Here is a 24,808-nt window from a genome sequence, read left to right on the forward strand (position 1 = left end):
GCACGGTATGTACGCCAATTCTCGCGTTCCGAGCAGCGCCCAGAACGACATTCACACGCAGCTGGCGGCCTTGCTCGATCGTCGCGCCGGCCAGCCTTTCCGCCAGCCGATCGCCGATTACAACCGGCGCGCTTTCGCCGAGTTCGTCGCCGCCCGCGAGCGCTTCGGCGCCAGGGGCGCGCTGATCGTCGATTCCTGCTGCGGCACCGGCGAGAGCAGCTTTGCGCTGGCGCGCGAGTTTTCCGATCACTTCGTCGTTGGTGTCGACCAGTCGGCCTTGCGCCTGACGCGCGGCCAGCGGCTGGCCGCGCCCGACAACGTGTTGCTGCTGCGTGCCGATCTGGTCGATTTCTGGCGCCTGCTTGCCGACGCCGGCATCCGCGTGCAGCGGCATGCGCTGTTCTATCCCAACCCATGGCCGAAGATCGGCCAGCTGGCGCGGCGCTGGCATGCGCACGCGGTCTTTCCGACCGTGCTGGCGCTCGGCGGCGTTCTCGAATGCCGCAGCAACTGGCGCATTTACACCGAGGAATTCGCCTTCGCCGTCGAGCGGCTCAGCGGCCTACCGGCGCGCAGCGAGCCCTGGCTGCCCGAACGGGCGACGACGGCTTTCGAGCGCAAGTATCTGGAGTCGGGGCACGCGCTGTATCGCGTCGTCGTCGATCTGGAGGCCGCGCGTCTGGCGCCGGCTGTGCCAAACGCGCAGGATGTGCCGGATGTGCCTGTTCCGGGAGACGGCGCTTGAGCGCGCCCGGCTGCCTCGGTTGCGGCGCCTGCTGCGCGGCGTATCGCGTCGATTTTCATCGCGCCGAGCTTGATTCAGCCCCCGACGGCTTCGTGCCGGCAGTACTGACGCTGCCCTTGACCCGATCGCTGGTACGCATGCGCGGCACCGACGAAGCGCCGCCGCGCTGTGTCGCCCTGCAGGGCGAAATCGGCGTCGATGCGCGCTGCGGAATCTATGCGCAACGGCCGGGTCCATGCCGTGAATTCGGCGAGCTGGCGCCACTCGGTATCGCCGATGATGCCTGCGACCGCGCCCGGCGCCGGCACGGGCTGGAAACCCTTCACAGCAAGGCTTATAACTTATAAGATATATAAGACTTGAGGGCGGTTTTCCGGAGCGGGAAATTGTCCCCTGAATCGTCTTCTTTATCCGCCGGCCGCGTCTGAGTCTCCCGGCGACTGCTGATGAACCTTTGTGAGAGAGGAACTGCCGTGCTTGAAGCCTATCGCCAGCATGTTGCCGAGCGCGCCGCGCTGGGTATCCCGCCCCTGCCGCTGACCGCGGCGCAAACGCGCGACCTCGTCGCGCTGCTGAAAAATCCGCCGGCCGGCGAGGAATCGACGCTGGTCGATCTGATCACGCATCGTGTTCCCGCCGGCGTCGACGACGCGGCGCGCGTCAAGGCCGACTTCCTCGCCAAGCTTGCCGCGGGCGACGAGAAGTGTTCGCTGCTCACGCCGGTGGCGGCGACCGAACTGCTCGGCACCATGCTTGGCGGCTTCAACGTCAAGCCGCTGATCGATCTGCTGGCCAGCGATGAATGTGGCGCCGCGGCCGCCGCAGCGCTGAAGAAGACGCTGCTCGTTTTCGATTTCTTCCACGACGTGCAGGCACTGGCCGAAAAGGGCCAGGGTGCCGCCGCTACCAACGCGCGCGCCGTCCTGCAGAGCTGGGCCGACGCCGAGTGGTTTACCGCGCGCCCGGCCGTGCCGGAAAAGCTCGTCGTCACCATCTTCAAGGTGAGCGGCGAAACCAATACCGACGACCTGTCGCCGGCGCCCGACGCGTGGTCGCGCCCGGACATCCCGCTACACGCGCTGGCGATGCTGAAGAACGCGCGCGCCGGCATCGAACCCGACGAAGCCGGCAAGCTTGGCCCGATCCGCCTGCTTGAAGCGCTGAAGGCGCGCGGCAACGCCGTCGCCTACGTCGGCGACGTCGTCGGCACCGGTTCCTCGCGCAAGTCGGCAACCAACTCGGTGCTGTGGTGGACCGGTGAGGACATTCCCTTCGTGCCGAACAAGCGTTTCGGCGGCGTCTGTCTCGGCAGCAAGATCGCGCCGATCTTCTACAACACCATGGAAGATGCGGGTGCGCTGCCGATCGAGCTCGACGTCTCGCAGATGGACATGGGCGACGTCGTCGAACTGCAGCCCTACGCCGGCAAGGCTTTCAAGAACGGCCAGCTGATCGCCGAATTCACCGTCAAGTCGCCGGTGATCTTCGACGAAGTGCGCGCCGGCGGCCGCATCCCGCTGATCATCGGCCGTGGCCTGACGGCACGCGCGCGCGAAGCGCTCGGCCTGCCGGTGTCGACGCTGTTCCGCCTGCCGCAGGTGCCGGTCGATTCGGGCAAGGGCTTCTCGCTGGCGCAGAAGATGGTCGGCCGCGCCTGCGGCCTGCCGGAAGTCAATGGACAACAGCAAGGCATCCGTCCGGGCACCTACTGCGAGCCGAAGATGACCACCGTCGGCAGCCAGGACACCACCGGCCCGATGACGCGCGACGAGCTGAAGGACCTCGCCTGCCTCGGCTTCTCGGCCGATCTGGTGATGCAGTCGTTCTGCCACACCGCCGCCTACCCGAAGCTGGTCGATGTGCGCATGCACCGCGAGCTGCCGTCGTTCATCAGCACGCGCGGCGGCGTCTCGCTGCGCCCGGGCGACGGCGTCATTCACTCGTGGCTGAACCGCCTGCTGCTGCCCGACACCGTCGGCACCGGCGGCGACAGCCACACGCGCTTCCCGATCGGCATTTCGTTCCCGGCCGGCTCCGGTCTGGTGGCGTTTGCCGCGGCCACCGGCGTCATGCCGCTCGACATGCCCGAATCGGTGCTGGTGCGCTTCAAGGGCCAGCTGCAGCCCGGCATCACGCTGCGCGATCTGGTCAACGCGATTCCCTACTACGCGATCAAGCAGGGACTGCTGACGGTCGAGAAGAAGGGCAAGAAGAACGTCTTCTCCGGTCGCATCCTCGAAATCGAGGGCCTGCCGGACCTGAAGATCGAACAGGCTTTCGAGTTGTCGGATGCTGCCGCCGAGCGTTCGGCAGCGGCGTGTTCGGTGCACCTCGACAAGGCGCCGATGGTCGAGTACATGCGCTCGAACATCACGCTGATGAAGTGGATGATCGCCAACGGCTACGAGGATGCGCGCACGCTGCGCCGGCGCATCAAGGCGATGGAAGCGTGGATCGCCGATGGTGTGCTGCTCGCTCCCGACGCTGACGCCGAGTACGCCGCGGTGATCGAGATCGATCTGGCCGAAGTCACCGAGCCGATCCTCGCCTGCCCGAACGACCCCGACGACGTGAAGCTGCTGTCGGAAGTCGCCGGCGAGAAGATCGACGAGGTGTTCATCGGCTCGTGCATGACCAACATCGGCCACTTCCGTGCCGCTGCCAAGGTGCTCGAAGGCCAGGCCGACATCCCGACGCGGCTGTGGATCGCGCCGCCGACCAAGATGGACGCGATGATCTTGAACGAGGAAGGCTATTACGCGATCCTCGGCAAGTCGGGCGCGCGCATGGAAATGCCGGGTTGCTCGCTGTGCATGGGCAACCAGGCGCAGATCCGCAAGGGTTCGACGGCGATCTCGACCTCGACGCGCAACTTCCCCAACCGTCTCGGTCTGGATACGCGCGTCTATCTGAGTTCGGCCGAACTCGCCGCGATGTGCGCGCTGGCGGGGCGCATCGTCACCGTCGACGAGTACATGGAGCAGATCAAGCGGGTCAATGCCAAGGCCGCCGACGTCTATCGTTACATGTGCTTCGATACCATCCCCGAGTTCGTTGATGTTGCGGCACAAGTTACCGTCTAGCGTCTAAAAAAATTCGCTTGGTAGCTGCCCGGAAACCCGCACCGTTACTGGTGCGGGTTTTTGTTTTTAGACACTGCCGGAGGGCGCCGCGGGCGTTTCCTCTGCAGGATCGGGGCTGCAATTGGACGCTTCCGGCGGGCAGTGCCTATAATCAGGCTAACCAGATCAGCCAAGGGCGCCGCCATGGACACTATTGCCATCTTCGAAGCCAAATCCAGACTGTCGGAAATCCTCGCGGCCGTCGAGCACGGCAAGGAATTCACCGTCACCAGGCACGGCGAGCCGATCGCCAGAATCGTGCCCTTCCATCAGGCGCCGAGCGCCGAGGCCGTCGCCAAAAGCCGCGCCATGATTGCCCGTCTGCGCGCCGCGCGCGATGCAGCGCCGGTCGATGACTTCGATCTGCGCGAGGCCATCGACGAAGGGCGCGACTGATGCCCTTCGTCGTGGATAACTCCGTCGTCGTCGGCTGGCACATCACCAGTCAGGCGACGCCCTACACCGAAGCCATGCTAGACGCCCTCGCCACCGATACGGCGCACGTGCCGGCGCTCTGGGCGCTGGAGTTCTCGAACGTCCTGCGCAAGGCCGTCGTCGGCGGGAAAATCAGCGAAGCGCGGGCGCGCGACATCATGAAGTTTCAGGCGGGGTTGCCGGTCGTCGTGCATGGCGACGTAGCCGATCCGGCCGAGAATTTGGCGCTGGCGCTGCGCTACGGACTGAGCAGTTATGATGCCGCTTACCTTGAGCTGGCGATGCGCCTGCAGCTGCCGATTGCCGCGAAGGATGGGGCGCTGTGCGATGCTGCGCGTGCGGCCGGCGTCGCTCTCGCTAAGCCAGCTGAGAGAGCGTGACGGACGTCAGAGAACGCCTGCTGCAACCGGCTGGAAGCCAGACAACCACAGGGAAACCAGCCGGTTAAACCGACGAGATTGAATGAACATGACGGAAGAAAAAATGGCAGATGGCGCAGCCTTTGTACTTGCCAACGCCATGCCCGAAGACGGCCTTGGAGAGCGAGTTAAAGCCGTTCGTGAAGGGCTGGGGTTGAACCATGACGGTTTGAGCAACCTCACCAAACTCGCCGACGTGGAGGGCAGGGGCATTTCCAGAACGTCAATTCGGGGCTACGAGCTGGGCACATATAAGCCAGGTGCCCGTGAGCTGAGAATTTTGAGTTTGGCTTTGAAGCGTTCGCCTTCATGGCTAGTGTTCGGCAAAGAAGATGCTCTCGCTTCTGATGGCGGGGCGGGCGATCTGAATGATCGGAAACCAGCACCTGCGGCTAGATGGTTCGACTTGGCTTTCCCGCTGCTCGCCTTCTCACAGCTGGCTCAAGACGAGAAGAGGCAACTTGTTGGCTTGGTAGAAACACTTCTAAGGCTAAAAATCGGGGAGGTTCGCTTCCGTTCTATGAGGGCGTTCCTTGAAGATTTTCTTGATGCGCTTCAAGACGCGGCACGAGATCGCGCACAGCATCATGATCTGAAGCCGGAGTCGATGAAGCAGGTGCTTCTCTCGACGGCAGAGGACATGAAAAAGAAACATGGAGAGGAAGAGGCAAACCTGCTCCTGGCAACTCTGATGCCATTTATCGAGTTTTGGGGGGCAAGCAACAAGTAGCAGTAGAGCCGGCTGTTCGAGTTCGAACTTTTGTTGTTCGATAGTTGACAGCCGGTTTTCTTCGCCCTAGAGTGTTCGAAACTGAACGCGACAATTCCTGTTGCGAACACTCTAGGAGCGAAAATGAAAATTCCCGCAAAACTACCCATCACCGCCGAGCAGTCCCGCGCCTCCCGCTTTCAGCTGGGACTTACTCAGGCCCAGGTCATTGATGACAGCCAGCTGCCCGGCTACAAGCTGAAGCAGTTCGAAACCGGCCGATTCGTCCCGGACATGCCTTTTCTCGAAAGCCTGCGCGGCTTCTACGAGACGCGAGGCATCACCTTTGACCAGCCGGAAAAGCAACAGCCGGCAAAGTCCCCGGTGCAATCGGACGAACCCGCGTCGAAGCCCGGCGCATCGATCTGGCGACCGGTGCCGCGCATGGCGCTGTACGTGCGGGACGATCTTCCCGAAGCCGAACTGATGAAGGTTTTCGAGCGCATGGATGCCAACGATGCGCGCATCGAAACCATCATGCTGGAAAGCCTCAAATCCGGGTTTGTCTCGGAGTTCTCGGAAGAGACCGAGGCAAAGAGCCGCGAACTCTTCGGCGCGATGGCTGAAAACTACCTGCTTTTCCGCCATCTGCAGGGCCGCAGCATCATTTCGGCGGCGCCGGCTTCGCCGCCTGCCACCCATGGTGATCTGATCGCCAGCCTGTTTGCCCAATCGCCTCTTGCGATCGGTAGCGGAAACACCGTCACCCGTCAGAAAGAAGACGCAGAGGCGCCAGGACAAGGGCGCACCACGGCCGATGAATCCGAGCTGGAGGAACTGTAATGAACCCGATGGCTCCGGTTTCGATGCTCTCCGGTATGGGCAGCGGCAAGGCGGTCTTGGTGGTGGCCGCTCTCGTCGCCTTGGTGATCTTCGCCAAGTCCAGCCAAGGCGCGACGCTCACGCAAACGACCACGCCCCGCAGTAACTGAGCGCACGCCATGTGCTCGACGTACTACCGCCTGCGGGGCAAGGCCTCGGGCGACTTCATCTGCATGGATGCGGTGGGCCGGCTGTCCCGTACAGCCGACCCGGCCGGCGCCCATTCCTTCTGCGAGCACGTCGCAAAGGACGTCGCCCGCCGCGCTGAACGCCTCATGCGTGAAGCCATTGAGCGCATTCCGAGCGCCCCGCAAAAGATCATGACTCGCACGTACTGAGGCCGCGCCATGGAAGATTCAGGTCCATCGAGCTACAAAATTTCCCCCGGAAAAGGAAACGTTCTCTCTGGAGAGGCGCACTCCGGCCAAGCGATTTCTCGGATGTCTGGCGTATTCACAAACGCCGGCTGGAATGTGACATCACGAGGCAGCAGCACCAGCAGCACCGCGGCGGTTCGCAGCGCTACGCAATATCTGCCGTGGGTAGCGCTCATCATCGGCGCGGCAATGGTGGCGAAATGGCTGCGGAAGTAAAGACCGAGCCGGGCGCTTGGGCGCCGGACGTGGCGAAGCTCTCGCCCGATCCGATGGACGCGCCCTACCTCGGGCGCATCTTCGCAAGGTTGCCCGCGCGCTTCCGGCCGTCGGTCGCCAAGAGCTACCGCCAGCGCTACGACATCAGCGGGCAGCGGGCGGCGAATACGTGGTTACGCGAAGAAATCGACGACAGCCTGACGGCCGGCAATCTTTCCCTCGCTGCCTCTGATACTGACATTTGCCACGAAGCCGACCGGCGCGCCCGGCATGTTCGCGAACTGCTCGCCGACACCACTGCAACGACCGCCGAAGCGATCCGCATGCGCCTCGAATCCTACGCCAGCGACCACGGCGCAAACCTGCCAGCCGTCGTTTCACTGTCTGGCCTGATTGCCCGCCTGACCGATGGCAAATGGTGGCGGAGGAACATTCGCCGGCACATCGGCCGCGAGATCGAAAAGCACGCGATCGCCTTCGGCATGGTGCATCGCCGGGCTGGGCTATATGCCTCAGACGAGGCATGTGCTCGCCATGCCGAGCAGCAGCGCCGAAACAGGCTGATGCTTGAGGGCAGCACCATCGAGAACGAGGACGGCGAGCAATTCGACCTCGACGACATCGCCGACAAGAGCATGGCGAACCCGGCACTGCGCAAGGGCGAGTTGATGACGCGGGCGCGCGGCTGCGAGGAATACGCCGCCGCATTCGGGCACGTCGCCGCGTTCTACACCATCACCGCGCCGAGCCGCATGCACGCCCGCAAGGCCGTTTCAGAAACGTTCGTGGTCGAGAACCCGAAATACGACGGCACAAGCCCACGAGAGGCGCAGGCCTACATCAGCCAGCAGTGGGGCAAGGCGCGGGCGAAACTGGCGCGCATGGGCTTGGTGCCCTACGGCGTGCGCGTCGCCGAGCCGCACCACGACGGCACGCCACATTGGCACGTCTTGCTGTTCATGCCGGCTGCGGCAATGCCGACCGTTACCGAAGTGCTGCGGCACTACGCCAGCGAGATCGACGCCGAGGAACTCGGCAGCGACAGCGCCAGAAAGGCGCGCTTTCACGCCGAACGAATCGACCCGGAAAAGGGCAGCGCGGCCGGCTACCTGATGAAGTACATCGGCAAGAACATCGACGGTATCAACGCGACCGGCGAGAGCATCGGCGACGACTTTGAGGCTGTCGGCGTCAGTGCTGCCGATGGTGCCCAGCGCGTCAGGGCATGGGCTTCAACGTGGAGCATTCGCCAGTTTCAGACCATCGGCCAGCCGTCCGTGACGATCTGGCGCGAACTGCGGCGCCTGCGCGAAATGGGGCAGGGCGAGCTGTTTCCCTTCTGGACAGCGGCCGACTCTGGCCAGTGGAAAGACTTCATGGCGCAGATGGGCGGCATCGGCATTCCGCGCAAGGATCGGCCGCTACAGCTTGAGAAGGTTGCAGCACCTGGCATGCGCAACGCCTATGGCGAGGACGCCGGGCCACAGATCGTCGGCGTTTCACTGCGCGGCGTGATCTTCGAAACCAGAAAACACGAATGGACCGTCAGGCGGAAGCCGCAGGCTTCGGCCCCTTGGACTCGTGTCAATAACTGTACGCCTAAGCAGTCGCAAGGCCTGCAGCGAGAGTGGTCGCTAACATCTGGCGGTCGGTCGGCCAAGAATCCGCACTGGTGGAATGAAGCGCGTGAGAGCTACGCGACCGCCGCCGATGCGGACGGTTTTCCGCTGGGATTTTTCCGAAATGGGCTACCGGTGAGCAGCGAAAGCCGGGGTGTCGAGAGAGAAAACGGCGGGGTAGTCAGCGCGCCACGCGCTACCCCGCCTCACCAAAACCGAATTGGAGGCATTCGGCATGGCTACGACCAAACATAGCAGGCCCGCACAGAAGCGCAAGCCCGGCCGGGCGCCTGTCTCGATCAGCAGAAAAACCGAGTGGGCGAGCTGGATGCAGGGCGCGCACCCCGAATGGTTCTGGAGCGATGAGGCCAAGCGCTACGCACGCGCTTTCAACGGCGTACTGCCCATGTGGCTGGTTCATGCCGAACCGTGGCGCGAAGTCACCGCCGAGCGCTTCAAGGCTATGCGCTCCGAGCTGCTGCAGCTGTCGGTGGCGCAGTGCGCCGCTTACCTGTGCGTCTCTCAGGCGGCCGTCAAGCGCTGGGAGAGCGGGGAAGAAGGCGTTCCCGTCGCCGCATTCGAAGCGCTGCGCCAGCAGTCAGAAAGCGTCTTTTGCCGGATGTCTCACCAGCAGTGGGACGGCTGGTTCATCGAACGCCAGACCGGCGAGCTGGTTTCGCCCGATGTCGGGAAGCTCGCGCTCAAGCCGGCCGAACTCAACGCGCTGCCGATGCTTTATGGCGAGCTTTCAATGCTGCGGAATGACAACGCACAGAAGGCCGCGCGTATCGATGAACTGGAGGCCGAGAACGCGGCGCTGCGCGCCGGCCTCGCCGTCAAGGCGGTAGCCGCCGAGCTTTCGGACATGCAGGAACGCATCGGCGAAATGCTGCGCAGCCTGCACACCGCGGACATCGTTCCCTTCCCCGTAGCAAGCGATCAACCCCTCCTGAGAAAGGCTGCATCATGAAACCGCGCGAATTCAAGCTGACCCTCCCCGCTTCAGCGCCCAATGTCGTCTCGCTGGAGCTTGCCAGACTGCGCCGCTACATGCGCGACCTGTCGCCGACCTACGACCCGGCCCGCGATCTGCGCACACGCCGCTTCAAGGCGGAAGCCATCCGCCGCAAGACGGGCGGCTTTCCGGGGCGCTGAAGGCGTCGACATTCCTGCTTTCGGGAGAAGCGCAAATGATCCTCGCGCATGATGCGCTGATCCAACTGACGGGCCTGCGTCGCCCCTCGGCGGTCCGCCGTTGGTTGGAGCGCGAGCGCATTCCCTACGTTGTCGGCGCGGACGGCTGGCCGCGAGTCCTGCAAGCCCTCATCATCGAAAGGCTGGGCGGCCATGCCGCGCCGCCAGTCGCCGAACCCAGGTTGAGGCTACGGAATGGCTAGATCGTTGCCACGCTGGATGCACTTGAAGCACGGCCGGTATTACTTGGTCCGTGAGAACAAGTGGCATCCGCTCGCGCGGAACCTGCACGATGCGCTGGTGGAGTACGCCAGGCTGACTGCAGGCCCGGAAAGCGGGGCGCTGGGCGAGCTGGTCAGCCGCACGCTGACCGACATGAAAAAGACGGTGGCGGACAGCACCTACAAGAACTACACGAGCTGCTCGCGCCGGGTGCTTGAAGCCTTCGCCGAATTCACGCCGCAGCAGATCAAGCCGCAGCATGTCGCCAGCTTTCTCGATGACAACAAGGCAACGCCAAGCATGGCAAACCTGCTGCGCTCTTTCCTCAAGGGCATGTTCGCGCGGGCGGTGCGCTGGGGCGTTGTCGAAACAAACCCGGTGCGAGACATCGGGCAGTTCAAGACCAAGAAGCGCGATCGATACATCACCGCCGCCGAGTATGCGGCCATCCGCGAAAAAGCGACACCGACGCTGCAATGCCTGATGGACCTCGCCTACATCACCGGTCAGCGCATGGGGGACGTGCTCAAGGTCAAGTATTCGGACATCAGCGAGGCCGGCGTATTCGTCAAGCAGCAGAAGACCGGGCAGCGGGTGCTTATCGCGATGACGCCCGATCTTGATGCCGCCATCAAGCAGGCGAGGGCGATTCACCAGTCGGTCAAGGGGCTCACGCTGCTGCACAAGCGAGACGGAGCGCCGCTGGCTTACGGCACGATTCACCACCAATGGAAGAAGGCCTGTAGCGATGCGAAGGTCGAGGATGCGCACTTTCACGACATCCGTGCGGCTGCTGCCACCGATGCCAAGGCGCAAGGGCTGGACAGCAAAACACTGCTGGGCCACACCACCGACTCAAGCCATAACCGATACCTGCGCAGCAAGGAAACGCCGGTCGCAAAACCGAACCGCGCGAGAAAATCTTAGACGGACTTAGACAAATTGCCCCTCAAACCCTTGCCGCTGCGTAGCAAAAATTCACGTTACATGAACTTCGACCAGATCGCCGAGTTCAGCGAGGTGGCCGATACGGTCACCGTCTGACGCGCTTCATCAGCGGAAAGCAAACGCTCGGCCGGGAAACTTGCCGGGCGTTTTTTTCTTCCTGCCGGCAAATGTCGAAGTTACAGTTGCGTTTGTGACAACTCCCGAATCTTCCACCGCTACCGCCGAAGCGCTGTTCTTCGCGGCCAATGCCCATTGGGTGGCACGCGAACTGGCGCAGGCGGAAGCGTCTTTCCGCGAGGCGATCGGCCTCGTTCCCGCTTTCGCCGAGGCGCACGCCAATCTTGCGCTGCTGCTCGATCAGTCCGGCAACAAGGTCGAGGCTGAAGAACACTATCGCCTTGCGCTCGACTGCAACCCCGAGTGCGTGCAAACGCAGCTCAACTTCGGCGCCATGCTGGCGCAGCAAAAGCGCTTTGCCGAGGCGGAACATGCGTATCGCCGGGCGCTGGCGCTGCGCCCCGATTCTGCAGTCGCCTGGTCGAATCTGGGTGTCCTGCAGGCGTGCTGCAAGGACGAAGCTGCCGCAGAGACCAGCTACCGGCGGGCGATCGCGCTCGACGCCGATTACGCGCTGGCGCGCTTCAATTTCAGCTATCTGCTGCTGCGTCAGGGGCGCTTCGACGAGGGCTGGGCTTGCCTTGAAGCGCGCGACTGGTATGCGCCGCTCGAACGTCATCTCACCTGTCCGCGCTGGCGCGGCGAGGATCTGGACGGCAAATCGATCCTGATCGGCTTCGAGGCGGGTCACGGCGACATGATCCAGTTTTGCCGCTACGCCGCGCTACTCAAGGAGCGCGGTGCCGCGCGCGTCGATCTGCTCTGCCATCCCGGCCTGAAAACCCTGTTCGCGACGCTGGCTGCTGTCGATCAGCTCATCGGCCTCGATGACGAGCTGCCGGCCACCGACTGGGACTACTGGACGCCGCCGATGAGCATTCCCTTCCACTGTCGCACCCGGCTGGAGACGATCCCGGTAAGCTTGCCCTATCTGCATGCCGATCCCGAAAAGGCGGCGCGCTGGGCGGCGCTGCTGCAGCTGGCTGACGTCGATGGTGCCGCCTCCGGCCGGCGCGAACTGCGCGTCGGTCTGGTCTGGAAGGGCAATCCGCATTTCGAAAACGACGTCGAGCGTTCGCTTCCCGGATTGCCGCTACTGGCTGCACTGGGGAGCCTTGCCGGCGTGCGCTTCGTCAGTCTGCAAAGAGGCGCCGGCGAGGACGAGGCAGCCGATCCGCCAGCCGGGCTGCATCTGATGAACCTCGGACCGCAGCTGGCTGATTTTTCCGCTACGGCCGCCGTCATCGCCAACCTCGACCTCGTCATCAGTGTCGATACCGCCGTCGCTCATCTCGCTGGCGCCATGGGCAAACCCTGCTGGTTGCTGCTTCCCGACTACAAGACCGACTGGCGCTGGCTCACGGGGCGCAGCGATTCACCCTGGTATCCCGGCGTGATGCGCCTCTTTCGCCAGCCTGCGGGCGGCGGCTGGGGGCCAGTGATCGATGAAGTCCGCCATGCGCTGGCGGCGCTTGTTGCCCCGCGCTGATCTCGCGGATTACGTGCAAACCGCTGGCGCCGAATTCCGACGCAGCTTCCACGCTGCCTTTGCCGCATAATCCGTCCCTACGCCGGCCGTCCGCGTCTGACGGCAGGCATTCGCTCAGCGCCCTGGATGGCGCTGTTCCAGCCCGGAGAGCTTCCAGATGAGCGTCCGCAAAATCCTGCGCATGGGCGATCCGCGCCTGTTGCAGAAAGCACGCCCGGTCATCGATTTCAATACGCCGGCGCTCGCTGCCATCATCGACGACATGTTCGATACGATGGCCGCTGCCGGTGGTGTCGGACTGGCGGCGCCGCAGGTCGGCATCGGCCTGCAGATCGTCATCTTCGGCTTCGCGCAGAGCGTGCGCTATCCTGATGCCGACGCTGTCCCCGAAACGGTGCTGATCAATCCGCTGATCACGCCGCTTGCCGACGACGAAGAGGCTGGCTGGGAAGGCTGCCTGTCGGTTCCCGGCCTGCGCGGTGAGGTGCCGCGCCTCACGCGCATCCGCTATCAGGGTTTCGATGGCGAAGGCACGCCGATCGACCGCACTGTCGAGGGCTTCCACGCGCGCGTCGTGCAGCACGAATGCGACCACCTGCTCGGTATCCTCTATCCGATGCGCATTCGCGATTTCACGCGCTTCGGCTTTACCGACGTGCTCTTTCCTGCGCACGAGGAAGCCAGCGTTTCCGTCGACTGATCTGCCGGGGGTATTGCCCCGTCGAGACGCTCGAATTTGCATCTGCGCAGGGGGATTGCCCGTGCTCGTCAGTCCCTGGCCTGAGTTTCGTCAATAAGACAAGGGTCGCCCACGCCGCTTGCGGCGGCATGTCCAGCGGGCCGCCCGGTTTCGCCGTGGGAAAGCCGATCAATGCGCTGGTCGACTGCTTCGAGCCCGGATTCTCACGGGCAGGGCAACCTGCGCCGGCTGGATTTTCAGTTCTGCGGACACTTCTCTTATCGCCGCCATCGCGGCAATGCGAGGCTGCTGAAAATTTCCCGTTGGCATGGCAATATCTCTCTGCTAGATTTTTCTGTCTATGCTTTCTGCTTGAATTTTTCACTTTATTTCAGTTGTATAGATTGCAGCGCAGATTTTGATGTTGAACTCGTCATTGTTTGCGTTGACCAAGTGAAACGGGCGAAGACGACTGCTTTTCTCCCTCCTCAAACGCTTTCCGGCTGATTCGTAATCGGCACGCGCCGTTTGCCGAGCACCAAGAAATTGATCACACAGATCCGCTGGCGGGGCGTGTTTTCTCCTGCCGGCAAAACGCTTCGTGACAAGTGGAGGAGATGAGCATATGCGCGTGAATTTGCCGATCACCAGTGTTGAACGCAAGCTTGTTCCTGGCAGACCGATCGTTACCAAGACAGATCTTCACGGGACCATCACCTACTGCAATCAGTCGTTCATTGAAGTTACCGGGTTCTCGCGCGAGGAGTTGATCGGCAATTCGCAGAATATTGTCCGTCACCCCGAAGTGCCGTCAGAGGTTTTTGCTGAACTCTGGCGCACGATCAAGGCCGGACATCCATGGCGCGGCGTCGTGAAAAATCGCGCGAAAAATGGTGATTTTTATTGGGTCGAGGCCTACGTCACGCCGATCACGGACAGGGGGCGCTGTGTCGGCTACATGTCGGTTCGCACCACGGCCAAACAGGCGGATATCGACGCGGCCGACGCATTGTTCAAGGCGATTGCTGCAAAGCAGGCAGTGTTCAAGCCAGCGCCCTTGCCCTCGGCCGGGCGGCTGCTATGGCCAGTGACGCTCGCGACCTGCGCGGCAATCGGAGTACTCGCCATTGGCGGCAGCTTGCTCGGGGGCGCGTCAGGTTTGCTCTGTGGCGCTGCGGCAGCCCTGCTGGCGCTGGCAGGCGCGGTGATCGTGCAGCAGCGCTTGCTGAAGCCTCTGCGCCAGCTGACACAGGTGATCGAACGCATCGACGAGGGCGCCCTTGATCAGCAGGTCACCTTGCCGGGAGGTGTTCTCAACGAAGCCTTCTCGCGCCTGGAAGGCCTGCGTATCCACCTGCGCGCGATGTTTGCCGACGTGCTGGTGTCGGCGGCTGAGGTTGCAGAGCGCAGTGCCAGGCTTGAGGAATCGATGCACAGCATCGGCGCCGCTGCCGAGTTGCAGAACGAGAACGTCATGCAGGTTTCGGCATCCATGGAAGAAATGAGCGTCTCCATCAGCGAGATTTCACGCAACACCGAAATTGCGCTTGCTGCGGTCCGGCGTACCGAAGACGTGGCCCAGGTCGGCATGACGACGATGGCTGCAAGCATTGACAGCAACCGGCGAGCGGTTGAGGTGGTCTCCAACTCTTCGCAGCGTATCAGCGAGGTCAATGCCTCGATTTCGCGCGTCGCCAGCATCTCGCAGATCATTCGCGAGATCGCCGAGCAGACCAATCTGCTGGCGCTCAACGCCGCCATCGAGGCGGCGCGTGCCGGCGAGTATGGCCGGGGCTTTGCTGTCGTTGCCGATGAGGTGAGCAAACTGGCAGACCGCACGGCGCGTAGTACCGTCGAGATATCTTCGGCGGTCGAGGCCATCGTCGAGCAGTCGCGGACAGCTGTCGAAACCATGGAGAGCGCGCGTCAGGAAGTGGCGCAGGGCACGGCCCGTGTCGAGGAAAGCAGCGGCGGTCTCAAGCTGATCTGTGAGGCCAGCCAGGAGGCGGCATCGGTGAGCGGTGACATCACCGAAATGTTGCGCCAGCAAAGCACGACATCGCATGAGGTCGCCAACAGCATGGAGCGCGTCTCCGTTGCCGCCGACATGGCGCGGGCAGCCGTCGCTGAAGTCGGTGTGGCAACGAGCGGCCTGCATCAGACAGCAGACGAGTTGCGCCTGTTGCTGCGACACATGGAGAGCGCCGTCAGTGCTTGAAGTTGCGGCGTAAAGGCGCTGATTCGGGTAAGCTGTATGGATGAACAGTGGTCGTCGCATCGCCCATCTCGACATGGATGCCTTCTTCGCGTCCGTCGAGTTGCTGCATTACCCGGAGTTGCGCGGACAGGCGGTGGTGGTCGGCGGACGGCGGGTCGATGCGCCGCTGGAACGGGCTGACGGCAGCAAGCGTTTCGCGCGTTTGCGTGACTATGTCGGCCGCGGCGTGGTCACCACTTCGACCTACGAAGCGCGCGCTCTCGGCGTATTTTCCGGCATGGGGCTGATGAAGTCCGCCGCGCTGGCGCCCGACGCCATCCTGCTGCCGGCCAACTTCGACGCCTATCGCCATTACTCACGCCTGTTCAAGGCCGCCGTCGCGAGCCTTGCGCCGCAGATCGAGGATCGCGGCATCGACGAGATCTACATCGACCTCAGCGCCATCGACGCCGACACGCTGCCGCTGGCGCAAGCCATCAAGGATGTCGTCTTCGCTGCGACCGGCCTGCGCTGCTCGATCGGCATTTCGCCGAACAAGCTGCTCGCCAAGATCGCCTCCGACCTCGACAAACCGGACGGACTGACCGTTCTCGGCATCGAGGACGTGCCGCAGCGGCTGTGGCCGCTGCCGCCGCGCAAGATCAACGGCATCGGTCCGAAAGCGGCGGCAACGCTCAGCCGACTCGGGATCAACTGCATCGGCGAACTGGCTGCCGCGCCAGCAGAATTGCTGGCGCGCCGTTTCGGCAGCAGCACGGCGGCCTGGTTGCACCGCGTCGCCAATGGTCGGGACGACAGGCCGATTATCACCGCCTGCGAACCGAAATCGATCAGTCGCGAAACAACCTTCGAGCGCGATCTGCACGCCAGGAGCGACCGCGCGCAGCTCTCCGGAATCTTTACCGGACTGTGCGTGCGCGTCGCCGATGACCTGCAGCGCAAGGGTTACGCCAGTAAAACCATCGGCATCAAGCTCAGGTACGCCGATTTCAGCAGCGTCACCCGCGACCTGACGCTGCCGCTGGCGACCGCGGATGCCGGCGTAATCCGCAAGGCCGCCGGCGAATGCCTGAAACGCGTTCCGCTGACGCAGAAAATCAGGCTGCTTGGCGTCAGGGCAGGCGGGCTGCTTCCGCTGGCGCAGTGCGCAGCGGAAACGCCCGCAGTGCAAAGCCGCTTGCCTTTCTGAGTGCTGCGTTCCGGTGCCAGTGTTGACGCTGCTTGCAGCCGTGTTGAAGATGGTAGCCAACGCGCCTGTGGCAAGAGCCGCAAGGCTTGCGTACCGATCCGCCACCGACAGGACTCACTCATGGAACGCTTCACCATCTCCCTCGATAGCGAACTGGCCGCGCAGTTCGATGCGCTGATCGCCGACCGCGCCTACGACAATCGTTCCGAGGCGGTACGCGACATCATCCGTGCCCAGCTCGAGGCGTGGCGCCTGGAACGCGATGAGGCGCCGTACTGCGTCGCCAGTCTCTCCTACGTCTATAACCATCACGAGCGCGATCTGGCCGAGCGTCTGGCGAGCCTGCAACATGATCACCACGACCTGACGGTGTCGACGATGCACGCGCATCTCGACCACGAAAACTGCCTCGAAGCCGCTTTCCTGCGCGGTCCGACGGCGGCGGTAAAGCAGTTCGCCGCGACGCTGACGGCCGAGCGTGGCGTGCGCCACGGCAAGCTCAACCTGATCGCCGTCGAGCTTGCCGACGACCACGTGCATGCGCATGCCGCTGCCGCGTCCGTCGAAATGCATCACCATCATCTCAAGCCGGCCCGCTGAGCGTCTGCATCTTCGTGTGTTTTCGTGACCAGTCGCAGCGGGAGCCGGCTACTTTCCGCAGCTGACTGGCGGATTTTTCCGCTGCTGCCGTTGCGGGAAACGCAGCGCGCGATCGCTTCTCCCCGGCCTGGCCGAGCGTTTTCCCGCTGCTTGCAACGGGCATATTTCCGCCTGTCGCCACGAGATTTCCGAGGGAATCCGGCGTATGTCGTCGCGCAAAAAGCAGCCGTGTGTTTTTTGACTTGACGGGCAAATATTTTCGTTGCTACCGTCTGCCCATAGAACAAGTCGCGACAAGCCGGACGTCGAGTCCGCTACGCGGCAACAGAATGGAGACAGGCCCGCACCAGGATTTGCTTGCGGGCAGCAGATCACTCTCCGGCATGAGGGCGCGCCGCTGCTTCAACCGCGCCGTTGCCTGGGAAGAAGTGTTCCGGCGAACGCGCGCAGTGCGCGCGCCGAAGCTGCAAGGCCCCGCGTTGCGGGGGGCCGCGTCAAGGGAGGGACGCTCTATCCTCAGAGTTCGCGCTGCTTGTCGGCGGCTTGCCTGTGCCAGACGAGTCAAGGCTTGCCGTGTCTGGACGATGGCGCAGTGCCCGGCTGCTGTCTTGCGTCAGGGTCGAGGGAGCGATTTACAGGGCAGGTGAACAGCGGTTTACCGCGACGGGCGCGCGTTCCGGTCGGGCCTTGTCGGGTGTCATCCACATCGGCGGAGACAGATGATGATCGATACGTTCTACGAGATCATGAGGCGGCAAGGAGTATCGCGTCGCAGTTTCATGAAGTTCTGCAGTCTGACCGCTTCATCTCTTGGCCTTGCGCCGGCTTTCGTGCCGCGAATCGCGCACGCCATGGAGACCAAGCCGCGCACGCCGATCGTCTGGCTCGAAGGACTTGAGTGCACCTGCTGCTCGGAGTCGTTCATCCGCTCGGCGCACCCGCTGGCCAAGGACGTCGTGCTCTCGATGCTGTCGCTCGACTACCATCACACGCTGATGGCGGCAGCCGGCCATCAGGCCGAGGCGGCGCTCGACGACGTGCTGAAGAAGTACAAGGGCAACTACATCCTCGCCGTCGAGGGCAATCCGCCGCTGAACAACGACGGCATGTTCTGTATCAGTGCCGGCAAGCCTTTCGTCGACACGTTGCAGCGCGTCGCCGCCGACGCCAAGGCGGTGATCGCCTGGGGGTCTTGTGCATCGTGGGGCTGCGTGCAGGCGGCGCGGCCGAATCCGACACGCGCGACGCCGATCGACAAGGTCATCCACGGCAAGCCGATCATCAAGGTGCCAGGTTGTCCGCCGATTCCCGAAGTGATGACCGCCGTCGTCACCTACATGCTCACCTTCGACCGCATTCCCGATCTCGACCGGCAGGGCCGGCCGAAGATGTTCTACGGCCAGCGCATCCACGACAAGTGCTACCGGCGGCCGCACTTCGACGCCGGCCAGTTCGCCGAAGCCTGGGACGACGACGCTTCGCGCCGCGGCTACTGCCTGTACAAGATGGGCTGCAAGGGGCCGACCACCTACAACGCCTGCTCGACGGTGCGCTGGAACGAGGGCGTTTCCTTCCCGATCCAGTCGGGCCACGGCTGCATCGGCTGCTCCGAGGAAGGCTTCTGGGACAAGGGTTCGTTCTACGACCGCGTCACCGATCTCAAGCAGTTCGGCATCGAAGCCAACGCCGATCAGGTCGGCATTGCCGCGACGACGGTGGTCGGCGGCGCTGTCGCCGCGCATGCGGCACTGACGGCGATCAAGCGCGCCCGGGCAGAAGCGCGCAACAGCGAAATTGCGGAAGCGCGCAACAACGAAAGCGGAGGCTAGGCGATGGGTGTCTACGAAACACAGGGCTTCAAGCTCGACAACAGCGGCAAGCGTGTCGTCGTCGATCCGGTAACGCGCATCGAGGGGCATCTGCGCGTCGAGGTCAACCTCGACAGCAAGAACGTCATCCGTAATGCGGTTTCCACCGGCACCATGTGGCGCGGGCTGGAAGTCATCCTCAAGGGGCGCGACCCGCGCGACGCCTGGGCCTTCACCGAACGTATCTGCGGCGTGTGTACCGGAACGCACGCACTCACTTCGGTGCGCGCAGTCGAGGACGCGCTGGCCATCCAGATCCCCGAGAACGCCAACACCATCCGCAACATCATGCAGCTGACGCTGCAGGTGCACGACCATCTGGTGCACTTCTACCACCTGCACGCACTCGACTGGGTCGATGTGGTGTCGGCGCTGTCGGCCAGCCCGAAGAAGACGTCCGAACTGGCGCAGAGCATCTCGTCGTGGCCGCTGTCGTCGCCCGGCTATTTCCGCGACCTGCAGGCGCGCCTGAAAAAGTTTGTCGAATCGGGTCAGCTTGGCCCCTTCGCCAACGGCTACTGGGGCAACCCGGCGTACAAGCTGCCGCCGGAAGCCAACCTGATGGCGGTGGCGCATTACCTCGAAGCGCTCGATTTCCAGAAGGACATCGTCAAGATCCACACCATCTACGGCGGCAAGAACCCGCACCCGAACTGGCTGGTTGGCGGCGTTCCCTGCGCGATCAACGTCAGCGACGTCGGTGCCGTCGGCGCGGTCAATATGGAGCGCCTCAATCTGGTGTCGTCGATCATCGACCGCACCATCGACTTTGTCGATCAGGTCTACCTGCCCGACCTGCAGGCGATCGCCTCGTTCTACAAGGACTGGACCTACGGCGGTGGTTTGTCGTCGAAGAGCGTGCTTTCCTACGGCGACATTCCCGAGCGTGCCAACGACTATTCGGCAAGTAACCTGCTCCTGCCGCGCGGTGCCATCATCAACGGCGATCTGTCGAAGATACATGAGGTCGACCTGAAGGATCCCGAACAGGTGCAGGAGTTCGTCACGCATTCCTGGTACAGGTACGACGACGAAAGCAAGGGACTGCATCCTTTCGACGGCGTCACCGAGCCCAACTTCGTTCTCGGCCCCAACGCCAAGGGCAGCAGGACCGACATCCAGGAGCTCGACGAATCCGGCAAGTACTCGTGGATCAAGTCGCCGCGCTGGCGCGGCCACGCCATGGAAGTCGGGCCACTGGCGCGCTACCTGATCGGCTACGTGCAGAAGAATCCTGAGTTCAAGGAGCCTGTCGACAAACTGCTCAAGGACCTCGGCCTGCCGCTCAACGCGCTGTTTTCGACGCTCGGCCGTACCGCCGCACGCGGTCTCGAAGCCTCCTGGGCGGTGCACAAGCTGCGCTACTTCCAGGACAAGTTGATCACCAGCATCAAGAACGGCGACCTGAATACGGCCAATACCGAGAAATGGGCACCAGCAACCTGGCCGAAGGAAGCGAAGGGTGTGGGCTTTACCGAAGCACCACGCGGTGCGCTCGGCCACTGGATCAAGATCAAGGACGGCAAAATCGACAATTATCAGGCCGTCGTGCCGACGACCTGGAACGGCAGCCCGCGCGATCCCAAGGGACAGATCGGCGCTTTCGAGGCCTCGCTGATGGATACGCCGCTGGCTGTCGCCGACCAGCCGCTGGAGATCATCCGTACGCTGCACAGTTTCGATCCCTGCCTCGCCTGCTCGACGCACGTGATTTCGCCCGACGGACAGGAAATGGCGAAGGTAACCGTAAAGTAGGCTGGATCAGCAGAGGAGTCGGTCATGACCATGTACGTGGAACGCGAGTTCAAGGGTCCGAAGATCGCCGATGGCAAGACGGTAATCTCGTACTACATCTACGAGGCGCCGTTGCGCCTGTGGCACTGGCTCAATGCGCTGTTCATCGTCGTTCTCGGCGTCACCGGTTATCTGATCGCCAACCCGATGCCCTCGGTGCCCGGCGAGGCCAGCGACAGCTTCTGGATGGGCTACATCCGCTTCGCCCATTTCGCCGCCGCCTACTGTTTCGCCATCGCGCTGCTCGGGCGTGTCTACTGGGCCTTCGTCGGCAACCAGTACTCGAAGCAGCTGTTCCTGTTCCCCTTCTGGGACCTGCAGTGGTGGAAAGAGGTGATGTTCGAACTGCGCTGGTATCTGTTCCTCGAGCCCGATCCCAAGAAATACCTCGGCCATAACCCGATGGCGCAGTTCTCGATGTTCTTCGCCTTCACGCTCGGCGCACCGTACATGATCATCACCGGCTTCGCGCTCTATTCCGAGGGGGCGGGCGTCGGCAGCTGGCAGGACAAGCTGTTCGGCTGGGTCATCCCGCTGCTCGGCGGCAGCCAGAACCTGCACACCTGGCATCACATCGGCCTGTGGGCCTTCGTCATCTTCGTAATCCTGCACATCTACGCAGCCGTGCGCGAAGACATCATGTCGCGGCAGACGCTGATCAGTACGATCATCAGCGGCTACCGGATGTTCAAGGACTGAGCGGTGTCCGGACCAACAGACAGGCGCCGCGTCCTGAACGAGGAGCTCAGCACCGAGTCGGACATCCTCGTTCTCGGCATCGGCAACATCCTCTGGGCGGACGAGGGTTTCGGTGTGCGCGCGCTGGAAGCGCTCGACGCCGCCTACACCTTCCCGGACGAGGTCCGTCTCATGGATGGCGGCACGCAGGGGCTTTACCTGCTGCCCTACGTGCAGGGTGCGCGGCGCGTGATCGTTTTCGACGCGGTCGACTACGGCCTGCCGCCGGGGACCTTCAAGCTGGTGCGTAACGCCGACATTCCGGCTTATCTCGGCATCCGCAAGATGAGCCTGCATCAATCGAGCTTTCAGGAAGTGCTCTCGCTGGCGATGTTTTCCGGGCAGTTTCCCGAGGACATGCTGCTCATCGGTGTTCAGCCCGAGGATGTCTCCGATTACGGCGGCAGCCTGCGTGACTCTGTGCGTGCCTGCCTGCCGCAGGCCCTCGCCGTCGCGCTGGAAACCCTCGCTGGCTGGGGCTCTCCCGGTATTCCACGGCCGGCTGCACAAACCATGACCGAAGCCGATCCGGCGGATGCGAGCAGCGACTGCCTGTCGATGGACGCCTACGAAGCCGGGCGACCGTCGGAGGATCAGGCCTGGCGCATGGGCGACGCGCGTGTTGCCAACCAACTCTTTTCCGACGGGGGCACCTGAGATGTGCATTGGCATTCCCATGCGCGTCGTTGCTGAAAGCGGCCAGTGGGCGTGGTGCGAAGGCCGCGGCGAACGGCAGCGGCTGGACATGCGCCTGATCGGCATGCAGCCGCCGGGCACCTGGGTACTTGCTTTTCTCGGCACGGCGCGCGAAGTGCTCGATGCAACGCAGGCCATGCACATCGGTGCCGCCCTCGATGCGCTTGATGCCAGCCTGCGCGGTGAAGTCCCCGATATCGATCTGCTTTTCGCCGATCTGGTCGGGCGCGAGCCGCAGTTGCCGGCGCATCTGCGTCCCGCCAGCCGCAGCGAGTAAGCTGCCCGCGACGAGAGACTGCCGAGCCCGAACGAATCACGAAAAATTCACGAAAAATTCAGCGACGACCGACGAATGAGCTCCCTCCTGCACTCGCCCGCGCGGCGTCCCGAAGAGCATCCCCTATTGCAGGCACTGCTCGTTCGCCACGGCTATCCGTCGCTGACGCCGGAAAGCCTGCCTGATTTCCTCGCGCTGCCCGGCGAGTCGGCTCTTTTCTTCGTCGAAGATCCGCAACGCTTTGGTGAAACCCTCGATCTGGCGGTGATCCTGCCCGAACTCGTCGCGGCCAGTCCGCGCCCCTTGCGCGCCGGCGTGCTCATGCCGGCAGCGGCGCGGGCGCTGGCGCCGCGCTATGGCATCCAGCGCTGGCCGGCACTGGTATTCGTGCGCGGCAACGACTATCTCGGCGCGCTCGAAGGGACCCACGACTGGTCCGAGTACCTGCGGCTCATGCCGCAACTGCTCGCCGCTGCCGGCACGCCAGCACCCGTCGTCGGTGTGCCGCTGACACGGCTGACGTCCGCCGCCGGAGCGGCATCGTGAGCGCATTTCCAGGTAAGCCCCAGCCCATGAAACCCTTTGCCATTCCTGTTGTTGCCGCGCCGGATTTTCCCGCTGCCGATACCGATCTGCAGTACGCGCCGCTGCCGCCGCTCGAAACCTTCGCCATGCCGATTCCGCAGCCGACCAGTGCCGAGGCAGGGGCGGCGGCGGCCGATCTGGTTGGCCAGTTGCTCGAACCGATGCGCCGCCACGCCGCTGCCGACGACAGCTGGCGCCTCGATCTGTCGGGCGTCGATGCGGAAGTGCTTACCCTCGTCAATCAGGCGCTCGGTGAGGGCGACGTCAGCATCCTGGTCGCCGCCAGCGGCGGCGAGCCGGGCCTGCGCATCCAGGAGACGGCTTTTACCGGCCTGTGGCGGGTTCGCAGCTTCTCTGCCGACGAGGCGCTGGTACATGACGAGCTCGAGATTGCCGGCATTCCGGCCGCCGTGCGCGCGCGTGCTGCGCGCGATAGCACTGATGATTTCGCCATCGGCGAGCTGCCGCCGGGACTGATGAACGCGCCGGCGCTGCTCTTCGAGCTGGCCAGCCAGCTTGCGCAGCGCAGCGACGACGCGCCGCCGCACATCATCAACCTGACGCTTTTGCCGATGCAGCCCGCGGACCTGCAAGTGATCGATGCCTGGCTCGGCGAGGGGCCGGTGCGCATGCTTTCGCGCGGTTTCGGCAATTGCCGCATCACCGCTTCCCGCCTGCGCAATCTGTGGCGCGTGCAGTACTTCAATTCGATGGAGACGCGCATCCTCGACACCATCGAGGTGACCGACATGCCGTCGGTGGCGCTGGCGACGCCCGAAGACATCGCCGACAGCGCCGAACGCCTCGTCGAACTGATCGACTGGCTGCACGATGAGTGATCCCGGCAAGAAAACCCTCGGTGCCGCGGGCAGCGAAACCCGCAGCGAGGGCGGCGGAATCGGCAGCGGCACCGATCATGGCATTCTTGGCGGCGCCGGCCCGAAAATGGAATGCGGCGTCTGCTGGCAGGTGTACGACCCGGAGCTGGGCGACGAGGTCTGGCAGATTCCGCCGGGAACGCCGTTTGCGGCGCTGCCGCCGCACTGGAGTTGTCCGCACTGCAGCGCGCAGCAGGAGCGCTTTCTGGTGCTGACGGAGTAAGGCGCGTGCCGGCCATCGGGAACTCGCCATCCGCATCACCGGCAATTGCGCCCGCTGCGCCGGCGGTGTCCGGCGCACTGCACCTTCATCGCGACAATCCTTCCACATTGCTCGAAGCCGTCTTTGGCGATGTCGGACGGCAGCGCATGGCCGGTCTGCCCTTCCTCAATCCGCGCCTGCGCGTCGAGGCCGTCGATTTTGCCGACTGGCAGGGCCACTGGCTGGGCGTACTGATCACGCCCTGGGCGATGAATCTGCTGCTGTTGCCGGCCAGCGAGCAGGGCTGGCCGCGGCTGACACAGGGCGCCATCCGCCGCGTCGCTTTTGCCGCCGGCAACTATGATTTCGTCGCCAGCGTCGATGCGCGCCTCGGCGAACTGCACACCTGCTCGCTGTTCTCGCCGGTGCTCGAGTTCGCCGATCAGGATAGCGCGCGGCAGACGGCACGTGCGGCGCGCATCGCGCTGACCACGCTCGACGATCTGGCGGCCGTCGACACCCACGCTGCCGGCGAGATTTCCGCACCACTTTCCCGGCGCGACTTCCTGCGCCGTGCCTGGCGCTGACGG

General features: G+C 63.6%; 29 protein-coding genes. All 29 read left to right on the plus strand.

All coding sequences use genetic code 11. The features are described 5' to 3' along the window. The first annotated feature begins 7 nt into the window (after positions 1–7). Positions 8–745, plus strand: a complete 738-nt coding sequence (gene trmB, locus GGD90_RS14375; protein WP_153116347.1) for a tRNA (guanine(46)-N(7))-methyltransferase TrmB — start codon at positions 8–10, stop codon at positions 743–745. Continuing rightward, positions 742–1,092 carry a YkgJ family cysteine cluster protein gene (locus GGD90_RS14380; protein ID WP_153116346.1) on the plus strand — a complete coding sequence of 117 codons (351 nt, stop codon included), beginning with the start codon at positions 742–744 and terminating at the stop codon, positions 1,090–1,092. Before trmB ends, GGD90_RS14380 begins: the two co-directional genes overlap by 4 nt. A 126-nt stretch (positions 1,093–1,218) precedes the next feature. Next, the gene (acnB, locus tag GGD90_RS14385) at positions 1,219–3,828 is read left to right on the plus strand and encodes a bifunctional aconitate hydratase 2/2-methylisocitrate dehydratase (RefSeq protein WP_153116345.1); all 2,610 of its coding nucleotides are present in this window, start codon (positions 1,219–1,221) and stop codon (positions 3,826–3,828) included. A gap of 183 nt (positions 3,829–4,011) precedes the next feature. Then, positions 4,012–4,263: a type II toxin-antitoxin system Phd/YefM family antitoxin gene (locus GGD90_RS14390; RefSeq protein WP_153116344.1), complete on the plus strand. Its 252-nt coding sequence runs from the start codon at positions 4,012–4,014 to the stop codon at positions 4,261–4,263. Beyond that, positions 4,263–4,682, plus strand: a complete 420-nt coding sequence (locus tag GGD90_RS14395; RefSeq protein WP_153116343.1) for a type II toxin-antitoxin system VapC family toxin — start codon at positions 4,263–4,265, stop codon at positions 4,680–4,682. Before GGD90_RS14390 ends, GGD90_RS14395 begins: the two co-directional genes overlap by 1 nt. Before the next feature lie 82 nt (positions 4,683–4,764). After that, complete coding sequence (locus GGD90_RS14400; protein WP_153116342.1) at positions 4,765–5,451, plus strand: helix-turn-helix domain-containing protein; 687 nt, start codon at positions 4,765–4,767, stop codon at positions 5,449–5,451. A 123-nt stretch (positions 5,452–5,574) separates the two neighbouring features. Further along, entirely contained in the window at positions 5,575–6,273 is a 699-nt protein-coding gene (locus GGD90_RS14405; RefSeq protein ID WP_153116341.1) for a hypothetical protein, read from the plus strand. After that, positions 6,273–6,422: a hypothetical protein gene (locus GGD90_RS14410; RefSeq protein WP_153116340.1), complete on the plus strand. Its 150-nt coding sequence runs from the start codon at positions 6,273–6,275 to the stop codon at positions 6,420–6,422. The genes GGD90_RS14405 and GGD90_RS14410 overlap by 1 nt, the downstream gene beginning before the upstream one ends. A gap of 9 nt (positions 6,423–6,431) precedes the next feature. Further along, a complete protein-coding gene (locus tag GGD90_RS14415; RefSeq protein ID WP_153116339.1) occupies positions 6,432–6,650 on the plus strand; it encodes a hypothetical protein in 219 nt (72 codons plus the stop codon). A gap of 578 nt (positions 6,651–7,228) precedes the next feature. Further along, complete coding sequence (locus GGD90_RS14420) at positions 7,229–8,779, plus strand: replication endonuclease (protein ID WP_184415213.1); 1,551 nt, start codon at positions 7,229–7,231, stop codon at positions 8,777–8,779. Then, a complete protein-coding gene (locus GGD90_RS14425) occupies positions 8,745–9,494 on the plus strand; it encodes a hypothetical protein (protein ID WP_153116337.1) in 750 nt (249 codons plus the stop codon). Before GGD90_RS14420 ends, GGD90_RS14425 begins: the two co-directional genes overlap by 35 nt. Next, entirely contained in the window at positions 9,491–9,679 is a 189-nt protein-coding gene (locus tag GGD90_RS14430) for a hypothetical protein (protein WP_153116336.1), read from the plus strand. Before GGD90_RS14425 ends, GGD90_RS14430 begins: the two co-directional genes overlap by 4 nt. 35 nt (positions 9,680–9,714) lie before the next feature. Then, positions 9,715–9,921, plus strand: a complete 207-nt coding sequence (locus GGD90_RS14435; protein ID WP_153116335.1) for a DUF4224 domain-containing protein — start codon at positions 9,715–9,717, stop codon at positions 9,919–9,921. 22 nt (positions 9,922–9,943) lie between these two features. Beyond that, positions 9,944–10,867 (plus strand): tyrosine-type recombinase/integrase, encoded by a 924-nt coding sequence (locus GGD90_RS14440; protein WP_184415215.1) that lies wholly within the window; start codon positions 9,944–9,946, stop codon positions 10,865–10,867. 211 nt (positions 10,868–11,078) lie between these two features. After that, entirely contained in the window at positions 11,079–12,494 is a 1,416-nt protein-coding gene (locus GGD90_RS14445) for a tetratricopeptide repeat protein (RefSeq protein WP_153116333.1), read from the plus strand. Between the two features lie 157 nt (positions 12,495–12,651). Continuing rightward, positions 12,652–13,194, plus strand: a complete 543-nt coding sequence (gene def / locus GGD90_RS14450) for a peptide deformylase (protein WP_153116332.1) — start codon at positions 12,652–12,654, stop codon at positions 13,192–13,194. A gap of 171 nt (positions 13,195–13,365) precedes the next feature. After that, entirely contained in the window at positions 13,366–13,680 is a 315-nt protein-coding gene (locus tag GGD90_RS14455) for a hypothetical protein (protein ID WP_153116331.1), read from the plus strand. Between the two features lie 118 nt (positions 13,681–13,798). Then, positions 13,799–15,391 carry a methyl-accepting chemotaxis protein gene (locus GGD90_RS14460; RefSeq protein WP_153116330.1) on the plus strand — a complete coding sequence of 531 codons (1,593 nt, stop codon included), beginning with the start codon at positions 13,799–13,801 and terminating at the stop codon, positions 15,389–15,391. Between the two features lie 40 nt (positions 15,392–15,431). Next, on the plus strand, positions 15,432–16,580 hold the full coding sequence (locus GGD90_RS14465; protein WP_153116329.1) for a DNA polymerase Y family protein: 1,149 nt from the start codon (positions 15,432–15,434) through the stop codon (positions 16,578–16,580). A 120-nt stretch (positions 16,581–16,700) separates the two neighbouring features. Continuing rightward, the gene (nikR, locus tag GGD90_RS14470; protein ID WP_153116328.1) at positions 16,701–17,180 is read left to right on the plus strand and encodes a nickel-responsive transcriptional regulator NikR; all 480 of its coding nucleotides are present in this window, start codon (positions 16,701–16,703) and stop codon (positions 17,178–17,180) included. Positions 17,181–17,899: 719 nt separating this feature from the next. Further along, entirely contained in the window at positions 17,900–19,009 is a 1,110-nt protein-coding gene (locus GGD90_RS14475) for a hydrogenase small subunit (protein WP_322741713.1), read from the plus strand. A gap of 3 nt (positions 19,010–19,012) precedes the next feature. Beyond that, a complete protein-coding gene (locus GGD90_RS14480) occupies positions 19,013–20,803 on the plus strand; it encodes a nickel-dependent hydrogenase large subunit (RefSeq protein ID WP_153116327.1) in 1,791 nt (596 codons plus the stop codon). Between the two features lie 24 nt (positions 20,804–20,827). Then, a complete protein-coding gene (gene cybH / locus GGD90_RS14485) occupies positions 20,828–21,541 on the plus strand; it encodes a Ni/Fe-hydrogenase, b-type cytochrome subunit (protein WP_228273696.1) in 714 nt (237 codons plus the stop codon). Positions 21,542–21,544: 3 nt separating this feature from the next. Further along, positions 21,545–22,237 carry a HyaD/HybD family hydrogenase maturation endopeptidase gene (locus GGD90_RS14490; RefSeq protein ID WP_228273695.1) on the plus strand — a complete coding sequence of 231 codons (693 nt, stop codon included), beginning with the start codon at positions 21,545–21,547 and terminating at the stop codon, positions 22,235–22,237. A gap of 1 nt (position 22,238) precedes the next feature. After that, on the plus strand, positions 22,239–22,553 hold the full coding sequence (locus GGD90_RS14495) for a HypC/HybG/HupF family hydrogenase formation chaperone (RefSeq protein WP_153116326.1): 315 nt from the start codon (positions 22,239–22,241) through the stop codon (positions 22,551–22,553). Positions 22,554–22,628: 75 nt separating this feature from the next. Further along, the gene (locus tag GGD90_RS14500; RefSeq protein WP_153116325.1) at positions 22,629–23,099 is read left to right on the plus strand and encodes a thioredoxin domain-containing protein; all 471 of its coding nucleotides are present in this window, start codon (positions 22,629–22,631) and stop codon (positions 23,097–23,099) included. Positions 23,100–23,125: 26 nt separating this feature from the next. Continuing rightward, on the plus strand, positions 23,126–23,977 hold the full coding sequence (locus GGD90_RS14505) for a hydrogenase expression/formation protein (RefSeq protein WP_153116324.1): 852 nt from the start codon (positions 23,126–23,128) through the stop codon (positions 23,975–23,977). Further along, positions 23,970–24,239, plus strand: a complete 270-nt coding sequence (locus tag GGD90_RS17845) for a rubredoxin (RefSeq protein ID WP_221227787.1) — start codon at positions 23,970–23,972, stop codon at positions 24,237–24,239. Before GGD90_RS14505 ends, GGD90_RS17845 begins: the two co-directional genes overlap by 8 nt. Positions 24,240–24,244: 5 nt before the next feature. Further along, a complete protein-coding gene (gene hybE / locus GGD90_RS14515) occupies positions 24,245–24,805 on the plus strand; it encodes a [NiFe]-hydrogenase assembly chaperone HybE (protein ID WP_184415217.1) in 561 nt (186 codons plus the stop codon). Positions 24,806–24,808 lie beyond the last annotated feature (3 nt).

This window comes from Rhodocyclus tenuis (assembly GCF_014197755.1).
Classification (GTDB): domain Bacteria; phylum Pseudomonadota; class Gammaproteobacteria; order Burkholderiales; family Rhodocyclaceae; genus Rhodocyclus; species Rhodocyclus tenuis.